The sequence below is a fragment of the Pseudotabrizicola formosa genome (assembly GCF_002900965.1).
Taxonomy (GTDB): Bacteria; Pseudomonadota; Alphaproteobacteria; order Rhodobacterales; family Rhodobacteraceae; genus Pseudotabrizicola; species Pseudotabrizicola formosa.
In genome coordinates this window covers 1,429,466-1,449,319 of sequence record NZ_PJOM01000002.1, presented here as the reverse complement: position 1 = coordinate 1,449,319, position 19,854 = coordinate 1,429,466, and the positions used below count along the sequence as shown (strand labels likewise).

Here is a 19,854-nt window from a genome sequence, read left to right as displayed (position 1 = left end):
AAAAAGTACGTGCTGCACCGCAAATTCGACACCCGCGCTTTGATCTTCTCTCAGTCGGGCCTACCATCAGGTTAAGATAATCGGGGGAATGGCATGCGGCGGCGGGTGTTTCTGGGCCAGGTCTTGGCTGCCACGGGGCTTGGCTTCTGGCCCCTGCGATCGTTGGCGGCAGCGGATGCCACCGCGCAGGGATTTTCTTTTGACTCGATTGACGGCGGTCGGATCGAGTTGGATGCCTGGCGCGGAGGTCCGGTGCTGGTGGTGAACACGGCCTCGCTTTGCGGGTTCGCCGGGCAATTCGATGATCTGCAAGCGCTGCACGACCGCTACAACGCGCGGGGCCTGCGGGTGCTGGCGGTGCCTTCTGATGATTTCAATCAGGAACTTGCCGATGCGCAGGCGGTCAAGGACTTTTGTGCGCTGCGCTTTGATCTGACCTTGCCGATGACCGATATCACCCCTGTCCGGGGGGCAAAGGCACATGCCTTCTACCGTTGGCTGGCGGCTGAACACGGGTTCACCCCGCGCTGGAATTTCAACAAGGTGCTGATCGGCCCGGGCGGAGAGGTTCTGGGCACCTGGGGGGCTTCGGTCAAGCCAACTTCGACGGCCATCCTCGGGCGGATCGAGCCCCTGTTGCGGTGAGCGTGCCGCTGTTCATCGGATCAGAGGTCTATCGTGGGTCGTCCTATGGGCCGTCCCATCCGTTGCGCGTGCCGCGCGTGTCTACGGTGATGGATCTGTGCCGCGCCATGGGCTGGCTGCCAGCGTCCCTCTATCGCACCAGCCCGCGCGCCAAGCCGGCAGCGCTGACCCGCTGGCACAGCCCCGGCTATGTAGAGGCGTTGCAGAGGGCCGAGACGGAGGGCAGGGTGACCGATGCCATACGGTCGCAGTATCATCTGGGCACCCTGTCGAACCCGGTGTTTGGCCAGATGTATTCCCGCCCCGCCACCGGGGCAGGCGGGGTTATGCTGGCGGCAGAGTTGCTGGCCACCGGCACAAGGGCTGTGCATGTACCCGGGGGCGGCACCCATCACGGCCTGCCCGACCGTGCCAACGGCTTTTGTTATCTGAACGATCCGGTGCTGGCGATACTGGTCCTGCGCGGCGCGGGCATGTCGCGCGTGGCTTATATCGACATTGACGCCCATCATTGTGACGGGGTGCAACACGGCTTTGCGGGTGATCCTGAAACCCTGCTGATCTCTACCCATGAAGAGGGGCGCTGGCCCTTTACCGGGGCATTGGAGGATGACGGCGGGGGCAATTGCGTCAACCTGCCCTTGCCGCGCGAGGCCAATGACACCGAAATGCGGGCGGCGCTTGAGGCGGTGATCCTGCCTTTTGTGCAGGCGCATCGCCCCGATGTCATTGTGCTGCAGGCCGGGGCGGATTCGCTGGATGAAGACCCGCTGTCGCGGCTGTCTTGGTCGAACCGCGCCTATGTCGAGGTGCTGCGCGCCTTGTTGCCCATGGCCCCGCGCTTTCTGCTGCTGGGCGGGGGTGGCTATAACCCCTGGAGCGTGGGGCGGTGCTGGTCGGCACTTTGGGCCACGCTGGCGGGTGCCGATATCCCTGACCGGCTGCCTGATCCGGCGCAGCAGGTCTTGCGCGCGCTGACCTGGGGTGGCGGGGGCCGTCCGCCCCCTGCGCCGCATCTGCTCAGCACGCTTCTCGACCCGCCGCGCGAGGGGCCGGTCAGGCCCGAGGTGCAGGCAAGGATCGCCCGTCTGGCCCAGCGGTTGCGGGCATAGGGCTTCCCTTGCGCCCGCGCGGGCGGTAGATCAGGGCAAACCAATGCAAGGACGGTTCCCATGAAGATCGGCACCCGTGAGATCGGCCCCGGCCACCCCCCGCTTGTCATCGCCGAAATCGGCATCAATCACGGCGGCAGTCTGACGGTCGCCAAAGAAATGGTGCGCCTCGCCGCCGGTGCCGGCTGCGAGATGATCAAGCATCAGACCCACATTCTTGCAGATGAAATGACGGATGAGGCAAAGGCGATCTTTCCGCCCAATGCCGATGTGTCGATCTGGCATGTGATGGAGGCCTGCGCGCTGTCGCTGGACGAAGAGGCCGAGCTGAAGCGCTACACCGAAAGCCTGGGGATGATCTGGATTTCCACCCCGTTTTCGCGCGCGGCGGCTGATTTTCTGGAAACGCTCGATGTGCCGGCCTACAAGATCGGCTCGGGCGAGGCGGATAATCTGCCGCTGATCCGCCACATCGCGCGCAAGGGCAAGCCGGTGATCCTGTCCACTGGCATGCAGACCATCGAGACCATTCGGGCATCGGTGGCCATTCTGGATGCGGCGGGGGTGGAGTATGCGCTGCTGGAATGCACCAACCTCTATCCCAGCCCGCCCGAAATCGTCTCTCTGCGCGGGGTGACCGATCTGAAAAATGCCTTCCCCAAGGCGGTGGTGGGCTTTTCCGACCATTCCATCGGCCCGGAAATGGCGCTTGCCTCTGTCGCACTGGGGGCGTGCATTCTGGAACGTCACTACACCGATACCCGCTATCGCAAGGGGCCGGATATCATCAACTCGATGGACCCGTCGGAACTGCGCCACCTGATCGACCGCTCGCGCGAAATCTGGATCGCCGCCAACAACCCCAAGCAGCGGACCGAGGCGGAAGAACCGGTCTACCGCTTTGCCCGCGCTTCGGTGGTGGCCGACCGCGACCTGCCTGCAGGTCATGTGATCGCCGAGTCCGACATCTGGGCGCGTCGCCCCGGATCGGGAGAGATTGCGGGCTATGACTTCGACAAGGTGGTGGGCAAACGCCTGACCCGCGCGGTCACGCGAAACACCCAGCTGAAGTGGGGGGATCTGGGGTGACGGCTGGCCTGAGCCTGCCGATCTGGATGATAAATCTCGACCGGGCCACCGAACGACGCGCCCGGATGGAGGCGCAGTTTGACCGCATGGGCCTGACCGTCACCCGCGTTGCCGCAGTCGATGGCAAGGCAGAGGCCGCACGCATTGCGCCCATGGCGGATGCCACACGCTTTGCCGCCCTGATGGGGCGCCCGCCCCTGGCAGCAGAGCTGGGCTGCTATCTGTCGCACCTAGAGGTCTGGCAACGCCTCGTCGACTCGGGCGCGGAAGTCGGCATGGTTCTGGAAGATGACGTGGTGTTTCACGATGACTTTCTTCCGGCCGTATCTGCGGCACTGACGGTCAGGGATCAGTGGGACATGCTGAAACTGAACTGCATCCGCGCCAAGGTGCCTGTGCGGCGGGGCAGGGTGCAGGACTGGCAGCTGAACGCCTATCTGGGCCCCGCGACAGGCTTCGGGGCCTATCTGATCACCCGCGATCTGGCGGCGCGGCTGTTGCCACGGCTGTTGCCGATTCGCTTGCCGATAGATTACGAGGCGACGCGCTGGTGGCACTATGATTTCCGCCTTGTTGGCCTGGAACCCTTTCCAAGCCATGTGGATGATGGCGGCGTCAGCACCATCAACGGGCTTAACTTTGCCGAGGCGGTCAAACCGCCGCGCCACAGGCGGTTGGGCAACTACAAGATGCGGGCCGGCAATTATCTGCACCGCCTGTCTGCCGAACTGCGCAGAGGTGTGTTCAGGGCAAAACCCTAGGTTTTGCGCAGAAGATTGAGCGTGGCCCAGGCATAGTCCGGACCCTTGCGCCGCATCCGGACCAGCTTGTTTGCCCCTGACGTGCGTTCGTTCTGCGGGTCGATGGTCGAGACAGAGCCTTCCTCACCGAAAAGCGGCTGCTCCAGGACCGCCCCACGGCCAGACCGACAAAAGCAGGCCCGCATCGCATCATCCGCCGGACGATCCATCCCGTATCGCGCCACATGGTGCAGAAAATCCTGCATGCCCTTGCGCGTCCACAGATTTGCACTGCCGATCAGGGGCGGGCGGTAGGCCCGGCGCACCTGGATATCCCCGACCGTGGCAAGGGGGCGCCCCCATTTTCCAAGCGGGCGGGAAAGATGGACCCAATCCACCCGTGCTTGCCCCGTCTGGCAAAGCCAGTCGGATAGGGTGGCCAGCGTCTCGCGCAGCTTTGTGGTCTGCGGCGTGGCATCATCTTCCAGCACGAGCGCCAGGGCAGCGCCCTCTTGCAAGGCAGCTTCCATCACCGCCATATGGCTCAGAAAGCAGCCGATTTCTCCCCGGCTCATGTCGCGGCCGAACAGGGCGCGCATCCTCTGGGGGCGGTAGAGCGGATGGGCATGCGCTGCCTCTGGCGAGGCGGGGGCAATGGCCGGGTGGCGTTGCCAGTCAATCCCTTGCGAGTCGAGCTTGGCCGTGATCGTGGTCAGACGGTCCACACTCCGGTCGAGGTTGATAATTCGGGCAACAGGTACGGTCGTCATGGTCAGCCTTGCAAATCCTATATCCGACGGGATCCGGACGTCAGGGACGCCAGATGCCGAAGGTGTCCTGATAATACCGGACACAGGCCGTGTTCAACGCGATGCGGTCCATGCCGTCGACAATCTGGGTGTGCAAGGCGACACGCCTGACCTCGTTGCGAGAGCCGCGCACGCGCGGCCCCCCGAACTCGAGCCAGATCGGCACACCCCGGGCGGTAAGATGGCCGGACAGCCAGATGTCATCCACCATCCACAACGGGTCGGGAATGTCGAAGACCGCATCGCCGAAAAACCTTGGCCGCACCATGACACCGCCCCAGCCTTCCAGAATATCGGTGTAGCCGCTGGATGTGGCCTTGCGGGATTTCCAGTTTCCCAGACTGGCGGCCCGCTTCAACCGGTAAAGCATGTCTTTCCGGCGCCGGTCATAGCGCGGCAGGAGCGCGCCTTGAAAGGGCACATCCGTGCATTCGTAAATGTCGCTGCCTTCCTCGACGATGCAGCACTCCGGGCGCTTTTCGGCGGCGGCAGCAAAGCGCTCCAGCGTGTGCGGATCATAAATCTTGTCGTCGTCACCAAAGAAGATCAGCACATCCTCGTCGCGGTACTTTTGCACGGTCGGCAGAACTTTGGTTGCGGGTCCGAAATCCCTGTCCACCCGGTTCACGGTGATCCCCGCGGGGACGGATGGCGGCACTGCCGGATTGAAGCTGTCGCGCCTGTATTCATAGGGAATATTCAGAAAAATCTGCTCTGGCTTCAGTGTTTGCCTTAGAAACCCGTTCAGAACCTCGGCAAGATAGGGGAAACGCGGCGGAACTGCCGTCATGGAAACGATAATACGTGGCATATGTTCAGACCCTTCCGCCGTTTGCTGTCCAATACTCAACCATCCAAGGCACCTGTCCGCGCCCAAAGTGGGGCGGCACATCCCAGTTTCCGGCAGGCGGGCGGATAAGGTCGATTGGGCGGGGACGACCGTGAAAACACAAGACCCGCGTTTCGGGGGCGGGGACTTTGGGCTCAAGGAAACGATCCAGGATCAACGGCTGACGCTGGTGGTACTTGAAACTGCGTACCCAGGACTGGGGCCAGAAGCGGATTGCCCGCGCCTCCCCCTTGATGAAGTCTTGTTCAATATCGTAGCGCGCCACAAGAGCATCCCGATCGCCACGCAATTTGTCGACCATGTAGCCCATCGTTCCCAGATCAAATCCGAAAATCGATGACATTGGACGTGGCACGCCGTCACGATACCGCCATGGACCTGAATCAAGCATCACCAGGCCCTCGCCATGGTCAAAAAAGCCGTCAAGATCATGCAAAAGAACCATGTCGAGGTCGATAAACAGCGCGCGGCCCTGCAAGCCATAAAGATCGTCGAGAAACAGTGCAATTTTGGGCCAGCATCCGCGCGTCCAATGCACGGGTTTCAGCCCGATATCGGGAATTGGGAAAATCTCAATACGATCATCAAGCCCGCTGCCGTCATCTCTAAGGCAGACAAAGCGCAGATCGCCCGTAGTCAACCGCCGCGCGGCATTGTGCAGGACATTCACGTATTCCGGGCCATAAAGCGTGCCCCACTTCATACACAGAATGACCTTCTGCATCGCATGCCCCCGCCTTGTCTCCCGCAGCGCTTAGGCAGTCTGGTCTTCAATGTCCATTGGTAACGATTGCCTCCGGCGGCCGCTGTGCCTATGGTTGGCGTCAATTTTCCGGCGGCTGCACACAGCGCAGCAGTCTATTCAGCAGTAGCCCATGACCCGCCACCTTCTCTTCCTCACCGGAACCCGTGCCGATTTCGGCAAGCTTGAACCTCTTGCCGCCGCCGCGCGGGATGCGGGCCATCGGGTCACCTTCTTTGTCACCGGCATGCATATGATGGACCGCTATGGTCTGACCAAGCTGGAAGTACAGCGCATGCCCGGTGTGCGGGTGCATGAGTTTCTGAACCAGCGGCCCGGCGACGGGCAGGATATCGTGCTGGCGAAAACGGTCGTGGGCTTTTCCGACTATATCACCGAACACGCGCCCGATCTGATCGTCATTCACGGTGACCGGATCGAAGCATTGGCGGGGGCGCTGGTGGCGGCCACCAATTACATTCCGTCGGCGCATATCGAGGGCGGCGAAGTCTCGGGCACGATTGACGAAGTGTTCCGCCACTGCAACACCAAACTGGCCACACATCATTTTGTCTCGTCCGATGCCGCAGCCCGCCGCGTGATGACCCTGGGAGAGCCGCCCGAGACGATCCATGTCATCGGGTCACCCGAGCTTGACTTCCACGCCGGGCCATCCGGGGTCAGCCTGGATGAGGTGCGCGCGCGCTACGACATTCCCTTTGCCGATTATGGCATCGCGGTGTTCCACCCGGTCACCTCGGAACAGGCGACGATGGGCACCCAGGCCGAGGCCGTGTTCGGGGCATTGGAGAGATCGGGGCGGAATTTCGTGGTGATCGCGCCAAACAATGATCCGGGGTCCGAGGCGATTTTCGCGGTGCTGGACGGTCTGCCCAAGGACCGGTTCCGCCTGATCCCCTCGATGCGCTTTGCCCATTTTTCCGAACTGATGAAACATGCCGCCTGCATGGTCGGCAATTCCAGCGCAGGGGTGCGCGAGGCCCCGTTTCTGGGCCTGCCATCCTTGGATATCGGCACCCGTCAGACCAACCGGGCCATGGCGGCTTCGGTCGCCTTTGCGGCGGCGGGGGATGGTGCGGCTGTGGCGCAGTTCCTCACCGACTGCTGGGGCAACCGCCATGCGCCTGACACCGGATTTGGCGTAGGCCACGCCGCAGAGCGCTTTGTGCAGACGCTGGCCAGCCCCGAGTTCTGGACGCAAGGCTTGCAGAAGGCCTTTCGTGATCAGCCCGGTGGCTGATCCTGCACCGACCGGTCTGGGGCTGCGGGGCTATCTGGCCGCCAGTCCGCTCATTGCGCTTGCAGGGCCGCTGGTGCTGCGCCGTCGCCTTGCGCGCGGCAAGGAAGATCCGCTGCGCGTGGCGGAAAAGCGTGGCTTTGCCTCGGCTCAGCGCCCGGACGGCCGGCTGATCTGGCTGCATGCCGTCGGTCTTGGCGAGGTGCTGGCGCTGCGCGGTCTGATCGGGGCGATGGCGCGACAAGACCCCGAGCTGCAGTTTCTGGTCACCTCCTCTGCCCGGTCTTCGGCGCAGGTCATCGGGGCCAATCTGCCGCCGCAGACCCGGCATCAATATCTGCCGCTGGATGCGCCGCGCTATGTTGCGCGCTTTCTGGACCATTGGCGTCCCGACCTGTCAGTCTGGGCCGAGCAGGAGCTCTGGCCGGGTGCCGTGGTGGGGGCGCATGCGCGCGGCGTGCCGCTGGCGCTGGTCAACGCCCGGATGACCGATGCAGGCTTTGCCCGGCGGGCGCGGGCGCGTGGGCTCTATGCTGACCTTCTCGCCCGGTTCCGGCTGATCACCGCGCAGGATGACCGTAGCGCGGGCCATCTGCGCGCGCTGGGGGCGGGTGGAGTTCAGGTCACCGGATCGCTGAAATTGGCCGCCCCGCCGCTGGCCGCCGATCCTGTCGCGCTGGTGCAGGTGCAGGCGGCGGTGCAGGGCCGCCGGGTCTGGGTCGCGGCTTCGACCCATCCGGGGGATGAGGCGCAGGCGATGGTGGCGCAGGCGGCGCTGTGGCGCGCCGATCCGCGCTGGTTGTTGGTGCTTGCCCCGCGCGATGCGGGTCGGGCCGGGGCGGTCGCCTCTGCGCTGACCGAGGCACGCCTGCCCTTTGCCCGCCGCAGCCTTGGCCGTGTGCCATCGGGCGGCGATGCGGTCTGGCTGGCCGATACCTATGGTGAGATGGGGCTGTGGTACCGTCTGGCGGAAACCGCGCTGATCGGCGGCGGCTTTGATGCGATCGGCGGACATAACCCCTGGGAGGCGGCGCATTTCGAAACGGCCATCCTGCACGGTCCGGACATCAGCAATTTCGCGCCTGATTACGGGCAGTTGCGGGCCGAAGCTGCGGCGCTGCAACTGGCCCCCGGTGGTCTGGCAACAGCGCTGCAAGACCCCGGCCTGCCCGGAATGGCAAAGCGGGCGGCGTGCATCGTCCACAAGGCGGCCGGAGGGCTCACCCCGCTGGCCACTGATCTGCTGGCGCTGGTGCGGCCATGATGCGGGGCTTTCTGCTGCTGTGGTCGGCGCTGTGGACGCTCGGCCTGCCCTTGATCCTGATCTATCTGTGGCGGCGCGGGCGCAAAGACCGCGCCTATAGCGCGCATCTGGCCGAACGCTTTGGCCGCTATCCTGCGCCTTTGCCCGGTGCGGTCTGGGTGCATGCGGTGTCCTTGGGCGAGCTGCGCTCGGCCGTGCCGCTGATCCGGGCCCTCCTCGACCGGGGGGATAGGGTGGTGACCACGCATTTCACCCCGGCGGGGCGGGGCGAGGCCCTGCGGGTGTTTGCCGCCGATATCGCCGCAGGCCGGATGCAGGCGGTCTGGGTGCCGCTGGAAACCGGCTGGGCCTATGCGGGTTTTTTCCGCGCCTTTCAGCCTGCTTACGGCTTGGTGATGGAGATCGAGATCTGGCCACGCATGGTTGCGGCCTCGCGCAGGGCCGGTGTGCCCTTGTTCATGTGCAATGCGCAATATCCCAGCCGGGCCCTGACGCGCGACAGTTCGGGGCTGCGGCTGCGACAGGCAGTGATGCGCGGCTTTGCCGGGGCGCTGGTCAAGTCCGACTTGCAGGCACAGCGCTTTGCCTCTGTCGGCGTGCGCAACATTGCCGTCACTGGCGAGCTGCGGTTTGATCAGCCGGTGCCGCCCGACCTGGTGGCCGCAGGACAGGCCGCGCGCGCGTGGATCGGCGCAGAGGCGCGGCGTGTGATCACGGTTGCAAGTGCGATTGAGGGCGAGGATGCGACCTATATCCATGCCATCCGCATCTTGCGCGAGGACCACGCCGCGAAATCGCTGCCGAAGCCGTTGTTTGTTTACGTGCCACGCAGGCCGGAACGCTTTAATGATGTGGCAGAAACGCTTGTTAAGGAAGGATTTTCTTTGATCCGTCGGTCACAGCTGCCGGGGCCTTTCGATACGGCGCAGTGGCCCAAAGCCTCTGACTGTCCCGACATCTTCTTCGGGGATTCACTGGGCGAGATGTATGGCTATCTGGCGATGGCCGATCAGGTCATCGTCGGCGGCGGCTTCAACCCCAAGGGCGCGCATAACATTTCCGAGGCTTTGGTGCTGGGCAAGCCAGTGATCACCGGGCCGCACACCCATACCATCGAATATCCCTTTGCCGAAGCGCAGGCGGCGGGCGTTGCGGTGTCAGTGCCGGAGGGACAGGCGCTTGCGGCACATCTTCTGGCCAATCCGCAGACCGATGCAGACAAGATCGCTGCCTTCACCGCCGCGCATTCCGATGCCACCCGCAAGACGCTTGCGGCGATCCCGCGCCTGCTGGCGGCGGTCAGACCTTCCTGACGCCGGCGTTCAGCTGCTCGGTCAGCAGGAATTCGACCAGACGGAAATCATAGGGCGTATCAATGTCATGGCAGCGGTCGGAGGGCAGCACAAAGGCCACGACCCGCCCTTCATAGATTGTCTTGGCGCGGCGCAGATAGTCTGGGGCCACCACATAGACCACGCCCACATGCTCATAGACCACCGGCGCGTCCTGCCGCGCCCAGACCCCGCCGGGCAGCGGTTTCGACACTTGCAGCGCGCCGGTCGCATCGGGTTCGACGAGGTTGAAATAGGGGTTCTTGCGCGCTTCACACACGCTCATCACCATATCCGGGGCAACCGCTTCAAATGTGTCGAGCGCGCCGTCAATATCTTCGGGGATGCGCAGGGGCGAGGTGCAGTCCAGATCCAGAAAGGCCGAGACCGGCCCGCAAATCGCCTCGGACGCGGCCAGCGCATGCTGCCAGACCCCCCATTTGGGCGCGGTGTCGGTGGCCAGTTCTGGCGGGCGCAGCCCGATAGCCAAGGCCCCGCGCGCGCGCGCATGGTCATAGATCGCCGGATCATCGGTCGAGACCACAACTGCACCCACGCGCGGGTTGGCAAAAAGCTGATCCAGCGACCAGTCGATCAGCGGCTTGCCGCAGAGCGTGCGGAAGTTCTTGCCGGGCACGCCCTTGGACCCTTTGCGCGCGCCGATATGCCCTAAGATCATGGTGTTTTTCCACTTTGCTGAAGTGCCGTGTAATAGGCTGTCAGCTGTTCCTTGACCGGCCCCAAGGCGGCTTCGGACCAGATCAGGCGGCGTCCCTTGCGGTCCACCACCTCGGCCTCGTCGGGCAGGGTCAGAAGCGTCTCACCCTTGACCTCCACCCCCGGCAGGGTCAGCGCGATCAGCCGGGCCCAGCGACGGCGCACCCATGGCAGGCGGGCGCGCAGATGGATGAGCCAGGGCCAAGGCAGCATGAATTCGGTCGGCAGCTTGACCGCCATATCATGCGGTATGGCGCGCATATGCGGCTGATGTGACCAGCTGATGAAGCGTTCATCCGCGATCATCGGGCGGATGCCATTAAAGCCAAGCTCGCCCACCAAGGCGCGATAGCGCGCCGCGATATGCGCGGTTTCTGCCGGATGATAGACCACGATCGACGAGTTGCCCCGCGCGTATCGGCGCCCTTTGGTCAACCGGAACAGCGCGCGGGCCAGTGCCCCGAAAGGCAGGATGGCGCTTTGGAAAATGGCCACGGTCTTGCGGCTGTTCTGCAACGCCAGAAACTGCGCCATATCGCCCAGCACAACGGTGTCGATGTCGATGAAAACCGCCGGAAGATCCTCCGGCACCACGCCCGCCTCGAACATGCACAGCTTGGTCTGGCACCCCGGCCCGCGCATCCGCGGGTCCATGAAAAACGTGGGGATCAGCCGCTGCACGACGCCGTCGCGCAGACCGTCGCGCAGGGCATCGGTGATCAGCACCACACGCGGGGCGTGGCTGGCAAGGCGGCAAACGGTGTCGATCAGATGGTTGACCTCTGCCACCGGGTATTTGGTGCCCCACAGGACCAGCACAAGCTGCCAGACCGGGGGCGGGGCCGCTGTCATGTGCGCACACCGGCAAAGCGCGTCTGCCAATCGGCACGCTCTTCATCGGTGATCTTGCGGAACAGGTTTTCCGGCACGGTGAAGGGTTGGCCGGGCTCAAGCACCCGCATCGCAGCGGACAGATCATCGGGCCAGGTCCAGTCTTCAGACCCCATCGCCGCCATCATGGTGGCGGAGGCATCGGGGATGAAGGGTTGCGACAGGATGGCGTAGACCCGGATCAGGTTGAGCGCCAGCCGGATCATGGCCTGTGCCTGCTCAGGGTCGGTCTTGACCACCGTCCAAGGGGCGGCGGCTTGCAGGTATTCGTTGCCGATCACCCAGATTGCCCGCAGTTCGGCAGCGGCCTTGCGCACCTCCATCGCCTGCATCAGCGACTCGTAGGTGCGGATGCGGGCGCCCAGATCGGCGATCAGCGCGGTTTCCATCGGGCCAAAGCTGCCACCGGCGGGCACTTGCGCGCCAAATTTCGCGGTGGCAAATTTCGTGACCCGGCTGACCAGATTGCCCAGCACATCGGCGAGGTCCTTGTTCACCGACCCTTGGAAATTCTCCCATGTGAATTCGGAATCCGACGATTCCGGCGCATGGGACAACAGCCACCAGCGCCAGTAATCGGATGGCAACACCTCCAGCGCCTGATCCATGAACACCCCGCGCCCGCGCGAGGTGCTGAACTGGCCGCCATCATAATTCAGATAATTGAAGGACTTCAGGTAATCGACCAGCTTCCACGGCTCGCCTGAACCCAGAATCGTGGCGGGGAAAGACAGGGTGTGGAAGGGCACGTTGTCCTTGCCCATGAACTGGTAATAGGTGACATCTTCCGCGCCCATGTCGGTGCGCCACCAGCGTTGCCATGCGGCATCGTCCAAGCCATTGGCATCGGCCCATTCGGCGGTGGCGGCGATGTATTCGATGGGGGCGTCGAACCAGACGTAGAACACCTTGCCCTCCATCCCCGGCCAGGGCTGATCACCGCGTTTCACCGGAATGCCCCAGTGCAGATCACGGGTGATGCCGCGGTCCTGCAAGCCATCGCCATCGTTGAGCCATTTCTTGGCGATGGATGTGGTCAGCAGCGGCCAGTCATGCTTGCTGTCGATCCAGGCCTCCAGCTTGTCGCGCAGATTGCGCTGCATCAGATACAGGTGCTTGGTTTCGCGCAGTTCCAGATTTGTGCTGCCGGAGATCGTGGAGCGGGGATTGATCAGATCGGTGGGGTCCAGCTGCTTGGTGCAGTTGTCGCATTGATCGCCGCGCGCCGAGTCGTAGCCGCAGTTCGGGCAGGTGCCCTCGACATAGCGGTCGGGCAGAAAGCGGCCATCGTCGACCGAATAGATCATCTGCTCGGTCACTTCGCGGATCAGGCCGTTATCGGCCAGACGCCCGGCGAAATGCTGGGTCAGCGCATGATTGCGGGGGCTGGACGAGCGGCCGAAGTGGTCAAACGACAAGCGAAAGCCGCGCGCAATCTCGGCCTGCACGGCGTGCATGTCGGCGCAATACTCGGCCACCGGCTGGCCCGCCTTGGCCGCCGCCAGTTCAGCGGGCGTGCCATGTTCATCGGTGGCGCAGATGAACATCACCTCATGTCCGCGCGCCCGCATGTAGCGCGCGAACAGATCGGCGGGCAGCTGGCTGCCGACCAGATTGCCCAGATGCTTGATCCCGTTGATATAGGGAATGGCCGAGGTGATGAGAATCCGTGCCATGATGCGCCTTTGTCTTATGGTGCCGCCCGTTTAGCGCAAGCCGCAGCGCCTTGCCAGAGGATGCGCCGGGGGCGGGCGGCGCAATGTGAGTATTTGGACCAGTTGCAAGCGATGAGCCGCCTGCGATGGGGTCAGCGGTCGCGGCGGCCCCGCAACAGCCTGCCGATCAGGAAAGAGGTGCGCGGCTCATAGGTATAGGGGGTGCGCGCATCGGGGGCGGGGCGGGCGCGCATGCGCGCCAGACCGAACAGAACCAGCGCGATATTGACCACCGCGATCATGGCAAACATGGCCGCCGGGCCGAAACGGTCGATCAGCAGCGCCGCGATCAGCGGGCTGGCGATGGCACCGACGGCATAAAGGAACATCAGGGCAGCAGACAGCTCCACCCGCTCCATCTGGGTGGCATGATCATGCGCATGCGCGGTCGAGACGGAGTAGACCGGCATGGTGACAAAGCCGAACGCACCGACGGCAAGGAAAATCGCCACCGTGCCATGGCCCGCCGCCAGCACGGTGGCAGCGCAGGCCGCAGCGGCGGCGACGGACAGCCCGATCAGCACCGCGCGGCGGTCGAACCGGTCGGCCAGCCAGCCGATGGGATATTGCGCGAAGGCCCCGCCGAGTACGTAAGCCGCCAGAAACAGCGCGATCTGATCGGCCCGCAGACCGACCTCGGTGCCGTAAAGCGGCCCCACCATGCGGAACGCGGCCCCCGTCACCCCTGAGACCACCACGCCCATGCAGGCCAGCGGCGACAGCCGCCAGGCCAGCCCCGGGCGCAGCCGGGGGGCGTCGGGCATTTCGGGGGCCTCTGCCTTGCTCAGCGTCATCGGAAAGATCGCAAGACAGCACAGCAGCGCCAGAATGTTGTAGGACAGATAGCTTGCCGGCTCCAGCACCCCGATCATCAGCTGCGCGCCAAGGCTGCCCACGATGTCGACCACACGGTAGACCCCCATGGCGCGGCCGCGGGTTTCATTGGTCACCTTGGCCTGCAACCAGGCCTCGATGATCGTGTAGCAACCGGCCACCGCCAGCCCCGAGGTCAGCCGCATCAGCGCCCAGGCGTACGGATCGACCACCATCATATGGGCCAGAATTCCCAGCGTGCCGGCGGCGGTCATGGCGGCAAAGGCGCGCGAATGGCCCACACTGCCCATCAGGCGCGGGGCCCACCAGCAGCCGATGAAAAAGCCGAAGAAATGCGCAGAGCCCAGAAGCCCGATCTGCGAGGTGCTGAACCCCAGCTGCACGCCTGAAATCGCATCCAACGGGGCGACCCCGCCAAGGCCCAGCTGCAACAGCACGACCGACAGGAACAAAGCGGCAAAGGAAATCAGCAGGCGCATGGCGGCAGCAAAGACGCTTTGCCGGGCAGAGTAAAGAGGTCGCGCAACGAAGGAGGCGCACCGGAACCCGCGCAAAGGACTGGCGCTGTGTCACTTGGCCTTGCCATGCCGGGCGGGGCGGTTAGGTTGCCTGCCAAGTGACGACCGAATGAAAAGGGCAGGCAATGGAACGGGTTCAACTGGGGCAGAGCGGGATTGAAGTGTCAAAGCTGTGCCTTGGCACGATGACATGGGGCAGCCAGAACACGCAAAGCGAAGGCCACGCGCAGGCCGATCTGGCCATCGACCATGGTGTGACCTTCTGGGACACGGCCGAGATGTATCCGACCAACCCGGTGCGGGCCGAAACGGTGGGCGACACCGAAACCATCATCGGCAACTGGCTGGCACAACGCGGCGGGCGGTCGGGCGTGCAGATTGCCACCAAGATCACCGGGGCGGGGCAGGCGGCGGTCCGCGACGGTGCGCCGATCACCGGGGCAGCCCTGCGCGCGGCCGTCGAGGACAGTTTGCGCCGGTTGCAGACAGATTACATTGACCTTTATCAGCTGCACTGGCCGAACCGGGGCAGCTATCACTTCCGCCAGAACTGGCGCTTTGCCCCGCGCGTGACCGACCGGGCGGAGGTGGAGGCGCATATGCTTGATGTTCTGCGCACCGCCGCCGATCTGATCGCCGAGGGCAAGATCCGCGCCATTGGCCTGTCGAATGAAAGCACCTGGGGGGCGGCGCTGTGGCTGCACTTGGCGCAGGTTCACAGCCTGCCCCGCATGATGTCGGTGCAGAACGAATACTCGCTGCTGTGCCGCCAGTTCGACACCGACTGGTGCGAGCTGAGCCTGGTCGAGGATATGCCGCTCTTGGCATTTTCGCCCCTGGCGGCGGGTCTGCTCACTGGCAAATACGCGGGCGATGTGGTGCCCGGCGGCACGCGGCGCAGCTTCACGCCGGATCTGGGCGGGAGGATCAACCCGCAGGTGTTTCCCGCGGTCGCCAGTTATCTGGGCATTGCCGCCACCCATGGGCTGGACCCGTGCCAGATGGCCATTGCCTTCTGCCTGTCGCGGCCCTTTCCCTGCATTCCGATCATCGGGGCCACGAGCGTGGAGCAGCTTGCCACCAATATCGGCGCGGCGCACCTGACCCTGTCGGATGCGGTGCAAGAGGATATTGTGATCGCCCACCGCCTGCACCCGATGCCCTATTGAGTGGCGCAGCGGTCAGACGCGCCGCAGCCTTCGCGCTGTCTGGCCTGCGGTTGCGGCGGGTCCGCGCGGGCGCGCTTGTTGCGGTGCTTTTGGGGCTGGCCGGGTGTCAGGTCTTGCCGGGTGCGGGGGCAGAGGGCGCAGGTGCCGCGCCGGCCGTGCAAGGCCCGCTCTTGGGCGGGGACATCGAGGTAACATCTCTGGATGCGGCAGATTCCGAAGCCGAAGGCTCTGACGCGGCAGACACCGCCATGACAGGCGCGCGCGTCGCGGCTGGTGCCGCCATGCCCGCATCCTCTGAGCCTTTGTCCCCTGTGTCCGACAGCATGCCGGGGGCTTCGGCGCAGCAAAGCCCGCAACCCTCTGATCCGGCGCAGGACGCCCTCGCGGCACCGGTGGTGATCAAAAGCCCGGCCCATCTGGCCTGCGAGTCGCGCGGTGGGATCTGGAGCAGAACGGGCGGGGGCGCAGCGGCCTTTTGTCAGACGCCCGCGCGCGATGCGGGCAAATCCTGCCGCGCCTCGACCGATTGCACCGGCTATTGTCTGGCCCAATCGGGCACCTGTGCGCCGGTCTCGCCAATGCTGGGCTGTCATGACATTCTGAACGACCAGGGAAGGATGCTGACCCAATGCATCAACTGATCCGCAGGCCTGCCTCGATCGGCACCGGTCTTGGCATGGGGCTGCTCTGCCTGGCTCTGGCGGCCTGCGCTCCGAAACCGGCGGTGCCGACTGTGCCCTATCGCACGGCAGGCGCGCCGATCTGGTCGAATGCGCAGTTTGACCAAGGCAGGATTCGGGGCCAGTGGCGGCAAGCGGCGGCCTTTGCCTCGGCGGGCGGCTGCCCTGCCGGGGGGGCCGATATCAGCGGGGCGGCGGGAGCCCTGACCATAAGCGGCCGGCTGTGCCTGTCAGGCCAGGAGGTGCGGCTGTCCGGGCCGGTTGAAGGCATCGGGCCGGGCCGGTTCCGGGTGGAGGGGCAGGAGTGGTGGGTGATCTGGGTCGATACCGATTATCGCACCCTTGCCATCGGCACGCCATCGGGGGCGTTCGGGTTCATCCTCAACCGGGGTGGGGCCCTGCCGCCCGACCGCTTGCGCGCCGCGCGCGAGATTTTTGATTTCAACGGCTATGACACGCGGTTTCTGCAAAGCTTCTAGGCCACCCGCGACCGCAGGCCACGCAGATGCGCGGGCAGGTCGCGGGCGCTGACGGAGGCTTCACGCACCAGCCAGTCGAAATGCCGTGTGAAACTGTCCACCCGTGCGGAATCGCGGAATGCCAGATGGTGCCGTCCCAGATAGAGCACCGCCAGCAGCGGCCCGAACACCGTGATCGGCGCGGAAAACACCCGGCGGGCATCGAACAATGTGACCCGCAGCGCCGGATACAGTGCCTCGGTCAGGTCGATCATGCGGTCGATCTGCTCCAGCCGCAGGGCGGCGGGCAGGCCGGAATAATAGCCGGTGCCGGTGGAAAACGCCAAAAGCGCGTGTTGGGGCAGGGCAATTTCGTAATCCGACCGGGCACCGCGCATCCATGTCAGCCGGTCTTCAAACGCGCCGATCGCCTGTTCCGCCGACCGGCCCAGTTGCGGCGCATATTCCCATTCGACCATGGCGCGCGTCTTGAGCATGTCGGGCAGCGTGGCCGGCACATGGCGGATCTTGTAGCCCGCCGCCTCTTGATGCCAGCCAAAGATTGCTTCGTCGATCAGCGCGCGCGGGGCCTGGGTTTCGGTCAGTTGCATCGCCAGCAGATCCGCCATCGGCTCGGGCCGGCCCGACAGGCCCAGAAGCCAGTCGGCAGAGACGCCCAAGGCCATGGCGCAATCGGCCGCGAGTTGCGCATTGGGCATCCGCTTGTCCGACACCAGCAACTGGCTGATGGTGGACCGGTCCACCCCGCAAGCCCGCGCCAGTGCGGCCTGCGAAAACCTGCGTTCTGCCATCGCCTCGGCCAGCCGGGTGCGGAACAGGGCGGCACGGATGCGCTTGTCGATCATAGCCAACTTTGGGTGATTTAAGACAACGAGGGTGAGTTTATGTTGCGCATCCTTGGCGTTTTCAGCCTGAGAGGCAAGTGATACTCACAAAAGGGTTATCATTGACGGAAGACCGCATTGGCGCTTGGCGACCCTGTTCAGACCTGCCGCACCCCGATTGCCATTGAATGGCCGACCCTTGCCCTGCTTGCGGCGACCTATGCGCTTTGGGCCCTGGGCACCACCATCCTCTATGCCCAGGCGCCGGTGCTGGGGGTTATCGTGACTGCCCTGGCCATCACGCAATACTCCTCCTTGCAGCACGAGGCCCTGCATGGCCATCCGTTCGAGGACGCGCGGTGGAACGAGGCGCTGGTGTTCCCGGCGCTCTATCCGACCGTGCCATATCGCCGGTTCCGCAGCACGCATCTGGCACATCATCATGATCCGGTGCTCACCGATCCCTATGATGATCCGGAGTCGAATTACCTCGATCCCGTGGTCTGGGACCGGCTGCCGCATTGGTTGCAAACGGTGCTCCGGGTCAACAACACCCTGCTGGGGCGCATGATCATCGGCCCTGTGCTGGGCAATCTGGTCTGGCTGCGGTCTGAGGCACGGCTGTTGCGCCGTGACCGCGCGGTTCAGCGGGACTGGCTGCTGCATCTGGGCGGGCTTGCGCTGCTGGGGCTGTGGCTGACCCCGGCCCCGATGGGCTGGGCGGGGTATCTGCTGGCCTTCTACATCGCGGCGGCGCTGCTGAAGATCCGCACCTTTCTGGAGCACCGCGCCCATGACGCGCATCGGGCCCGCACGGTGATTGTCGAGGACCGCGGCCCGCTCGCGCTCTTGTTCTTGAACAACAACCTGCATGTCGTCCACCATATGCATCCGCAGGTGCCATGGTATCGGTTGACCGATTTGTATGCCGCGAACCGCGACCACTACCTGCGCCGCAACGACGGGTACTGCTACCGGTCCTATGCCCAGATCTTCGCCCGCCATTTCCTGCGCGCGAAAGACCCGGTTCCACATCCGCTGATGCCCGCCGATGCGGCCTATACGATGCGGCGAAACGCGGGAGATGTGCCCGAGTTGTCAAAAAAAGGCACGCCCTGATCTGCTGCGCCGCGCAGGATGGCTGTCACCTCGGCCAGCACCACCTCGGTGATGAAGGGCAGGTCCAGTGCCCGCGCCAGATCCAACCCGATCCAGTGCAGGTGAGACAGTTCATCCTGTGCCGCGCTGAAATCATCCTGGGGTCCGGCCAGATGCGCCGCATCGGCCAGAAAGAACCGCGCGTCAAAGCGGCGGGTCCGTCCGGGCGGCGTGATGGCACGGAACACAAAGCGCAGGGCAGGGGCATCGGTCGGCGGCAAAACCAGCCCGGTTTCCTCCTGAAGTTCGCGCAAGGCAGCCCCCGCCAGTGCCGACGGAGAGGGTGCCTCTGGCCCGCAGAAGGCACGCAGCCGCTCTGCACAGGGCCCTGCCATCGGCAAAGGCTCTGCCGCATCGCCCGGATCGACCGCCCCGCCCGGAAACACGTATTTCGACGGCATGAACACCGCTGCGGCCCCCCGCATCCCCATGAGCACCTGCGCGCCCGAAGGTGCTGCGCGCCACAGGATGACCGTTGATGCGGATCGGATCTCTGGCCGCGGGGGGGTGTCAGCCGTCATCTTGCGTACCGCCAAACCCATGCATCCGCCGCGACCACTGGATCGCCACCATGACCCCTTTCAGCCGGGGCAGCAGATAGAGCGACAGCGCCACGGTGCCGACCGAAAACACCGTCGCCAGCACCAGCGGATCGGGGCGATAGGCGGTGAACACATACAGGATCAGGGGTGCCATCAGGTGGCCCACGATCAGGATGGTCAGATAGGCCGGGCCATCATCGGCGCGGTGGTGGTGAAAGGCCTCACCACAGACCGGGCAGGTCTCGCGCACCTTGAGATAGCCACGCAGCATCTGGCCCGCACCGCAGTTCGGACAGCGTCTGCGCCAGCCACGCAGCATCGCCGGGCGCAGCGCCCGTTCGTCCTGCATTGCCGGCCCGGTGTCGGGGGCGGCGGGAGGTGTCATCTCTGGCATGGCGGTCCGATGTCTCGTTGATCTGGGGTCCCGAGCCGAAACTCCCGCGGCAGTGCTACTCCAGACCTCGCCGCAGCGCAAAGCCCTGTTGCC

General features: G+C 64.6%; 21 protein-coding genes. 11 read left to right on the top strand and 10 right to left on the bottom strand.

Annotation, left to right across the window (positions count from 1 at the left end):
* Positions 1-93: 93 nt before the first annotated feature.
* Genes CXR43_RS10940 through CXR43_RS10925 form a run of 4 tightly spaced genes read left to right on the top strand, consistent with a single transcriptional unit; the run spans position 94 to position 3,607 of the window.
* Entirely contained in the window at positions 94-645 is a 552-nt protein-coding gene (locus tag CXR43_RS10940) for a glutathione peroxidase (protein ID WP_103333949.1), read from the top strand.
* Complete coding sequence (locus CXR43_RS10935; protein WP_103333948.1) at positions 642-1,757, top strand: acetoin utilization protein AcuC; 1,116 nt, start codon at positions 642-644, stop codon at positions 1,755-1,757. The genes CXR43_RS10940 and CXR43_RS10935 overlap by 4 nt, the downstream gene beginning before the upstream one ends.
* Positions 1,758-1,817: 60 nt before the next feature.
* The gene (locus CXR43_RS10930) at positions 1,818-2,846 is read left to right on the top strand and encodes an N-acetylneuraminate synthase family protein (RefSeq protein WP_103333947.1); all 1,029 of its coding nucleotides are present in this window, start codon (positions 1,818-1,820) and stop codon (positions 2,844-2,846) included.
* On the top strand, positions 2,843-3,607 hold the full coding sequence (locus CXR43_RS10925; RefSeq protein ID WP_246831347.1) for a glycosyltransferase family 25 protein: 765 nt from the start codon (positions 2,843-2,845) through the stop codon (positions 3,605-3,607). Before CXR43_RS10930 ends, CXR43_RS10925 begins: the two co-directional genes overlap by 4 nt.
* Here the strand turns inward: CXR43_RS10925 and CXR43_RS10920 are convergent.
* From CXR43_RS10920 to CXR43_RS10910, 3 genes are read right to left on the bottom strand one after another with little or no spacing between them, the layout of a single operon-like run.
* Entirely contained in the window at positions 3,604-4,356 is a 753-nt protein-coding gene (locus CXR43_RS10920) for a glycosyltransferase family 25 protein (RefSeq protein ID WP_103333946.1), read from the bottom strand. The genes CXR43_RS10925 and CXR43_RS10920 overlap by 4 nt on opposite strands.
* Before the next feature lie 40 nt (positions 4,357-4,396).
* A complete protein-coding gene (locus CXR43_RS10915) occupies positions 4,397-5,206 on the bottom strand; it encodes a glycosyltransferase family 2 protein (protein ID WP_146036506.1) in 810 nt (269 codons plus the stop codon).
* A 4-nt stretch (positions 5,207-5,210) separates the two neighbouring features.
* The gene (locus CXR43_RS10910; protein ID WP_103333944.1) at positions 5,211-5,969 is read right to left on the bottom strand and encodes a glycosyltransferase; all 759 of its coding nucleotides are present in this window, start codon (positions 5,967-5,969) and stop codon (positions 5,211-5,213) included.
* 151 nt (positions 5,970-6,120) lie between these two features.
* Here CXR43_RS10910 and neuC point away from each other — a divergent pair, with 151 nt between their 5' ends.
* From neuC to CXR43_RS10895, 3 genes are read left to right on the top strand one after another with little or no spacing between them, the layout of a single operon-like run.
* Positions 6,121-7,248: a UDP-N-acetylglucosamine 2-epimerase gene (neuC, locus tag CXR43_RS10905; RefSeq protein ID WP_103333943.1), complete on the top strand. Its 1,128-nt coding sequence runs from the start codon at positions 6,121-6,123 to the stop codon at positions 7,246-7,248.
* On the top strand, positions 7,229-8,509 hold the full coding sequence (locus tag CXR43_RS10900) for a 3-deoxy-D-manno-octulosonic acid transferase (protein ID WP_168219802.1): 1,281 nt from the start codon (positions 7,229-7,231) through the stop codon (positions 8,507-8,509). The genes neuC and CXR43_RS10900 overlap by 20 nt, the downstream gene beginning before the upstream one ends.
* A complete protein-coding gene (locus CXR43_RS10895) occupies positions 8,506-9,822 on the top strand; it encodes a 3-deoxy-D-manno-octulosonic acid transferase (protein ID WP_246831346.1) in 1,317 nt (438 codons plus the stop codon). The genes CXR43_RS10900 and CXR43_RS10895 overlap by 4 nt, the downstream gene beginning before the upstream one ends.
* Here the strand turns inward: CXR43_RS10895 and CXR43_RS10890 are convergent.
* The 4 genes from CXR43_RS10890 to CXR43_RS10875 form a co-directional block, all read right to left on the bottom strand.
* A complete protein-coding gene (locus CXR43_RS10890) occupies positions 9,809-10,519 on the bottom strand; it encodes an acylneuraminate cytidylyltransferase family protein (protein WP_103333941.1) in 711 nt (236 codons plus the stop codon). The genes CXR43_RS10895 and CXR43_RS10890 overlap by 14 nt on opposite strands.
* Complete coding sequence (locus CXR43_RS10885) at positions 10,516-11,409, bottom strand: hypothetical protein (protein WP_103333940.1); 894 nt, start codon at positions 11,407-11,409, stop codon at positions 10,516-10,518. The genes CXR43_RS10890 and CXR43_RS10885 overlap by 4 nt, the downstream gene beginning before the upstream one ends.
* Positions 11,406-13,124 carry a methionine--tRNA ligase gene (metG, locus tag CXR43_RS10880; RefSeq protein WP_103333939.1) on the bottom strand — a complete coding sequence of 573 codons (1,719 nt, stop codon included), beginning with the start codon at positions 13,122-13,124 and terminating at the stop codon, positions 11,406-11,408. The genes CXR43_RS10885 and metG overlap by 4 nt, the downstream gene beginning before the upstream one ends.
* Before the next feature lie 131 nt (positions 13,125-13,255).
* Positions 13,256-14,476, bottom strand: coding sequence for an MFS transporter (locus tag CXR43_RS10875; RefSeq protein ID WP_103333938.1), 1,221 nt, complete (start codon positions 14,474-14,476; stop codon positions 13,256-13,258).
* Between the two features lie 164 nt (positions 14,477-14,640).
* On the opposite strand from CXR43_RS10875, the gene CXR43_RS10870 reads away from it, so the two are divergent.
* Genes CXR43_RS10870 through CXR43_RS10860 form a run of 3 tightly spaced genes read left to right on the top strand, consistent with a single transcriptional unit; the run spans position 14,641 to position 16,843 of the window.
* A complete protein-coding gene (locus CXR43_RS10870) occupies positions 14,641-15,684 on the top strand; it encodes an aldo/keto reductase (RefSeq protein WP_103333937.1) in 1,044 nt (347 codons plus the stop codon).
* Entirely contained in the window at positions 15,681-16,325 is a 645-nt protein-coding gene (locus tag CXR43_RS10865) for a hypothetical protein (protein WP_103333936.1), read from the top strand. Before CXR43_RS10870 ends, CXR43_RS10865 begins: the two co-directional genes overlap by 4 nt.
* Entirely contained in the window at positions 16,313-16,843 is a 531-nt protein-coding gene (locus tag CXR43_RS10860; RefSeq protein WP_246831345.1) for a lipocalin family protein, read from the top strand. Before CXR43_RS10865 ends, CXR43_RS10860 begins: the two co-directional genes overlap by 13 nt.
* Here CXR43_RS10860 and CXR43_RS10855 read toward each other — a convergent pair.
* Positions 16,840-17,688, bottom strand: coding sequence for a helix-turn-helix domain-containing protein (locus tag CXR43_RS10855; RefSeq protein WP_103333935.1), 849 nt, complete (start codon positions 17,686-17,688; stop codon positions 16,840-16,842). The genes CXR43_RS10860 and CXR43_RS10855 overlap by 4 nt on opposite strands.
* Positions 17,689-17,805: 117 nt before the next feature.
* Between CXR43_RS10855 and CXR43_RS10850 the strand changes: the two genes are divergently transcribed.
* Complete coding sequence (locus tag CXR43_RS10850; protein ID WP_246831344.1) at positions 17,806-18,786, top strand: fatty acid desaturase; 981 nt, start codon at positions 17,806-17,808, stop codon at positions 18,784-18,786.
* Here the strand turns inward: CXR43_RS10850 and CXR43_RS10845 are convergent.
* Complete coding sequence (locus tag CXR43_RS10845) at positions 18,726-19,346, bottom strand: NUDIX hydrolase (protein ID WP_103333934.1); 621 nt, start codon at positions 19,344-19,346, stop codon at positions 18,726-18,728. The two genes, CXR43_RS10850 and CXR43_RS10845, sit on opposite strands and share 61 nt — an antisense overlap.
* Positions 19,336-19,761: a DUF983 domain-containing protein gene (locus tag CXR43_RS10840; RefSeq protein WP_246831343.1), complete on the bottom strand. Its 426-nt coding sequence runs from the start codon at positions 19,759-19,761 to the stop codon at positions 19,336-19,338. Before CXR43_RS10840 ends, CXR43_RS10845 begins: the two co-directional genes overlap by 11 nt.
* Positions 19,762-19,854 lie beyond the last annotated feature (93 nt).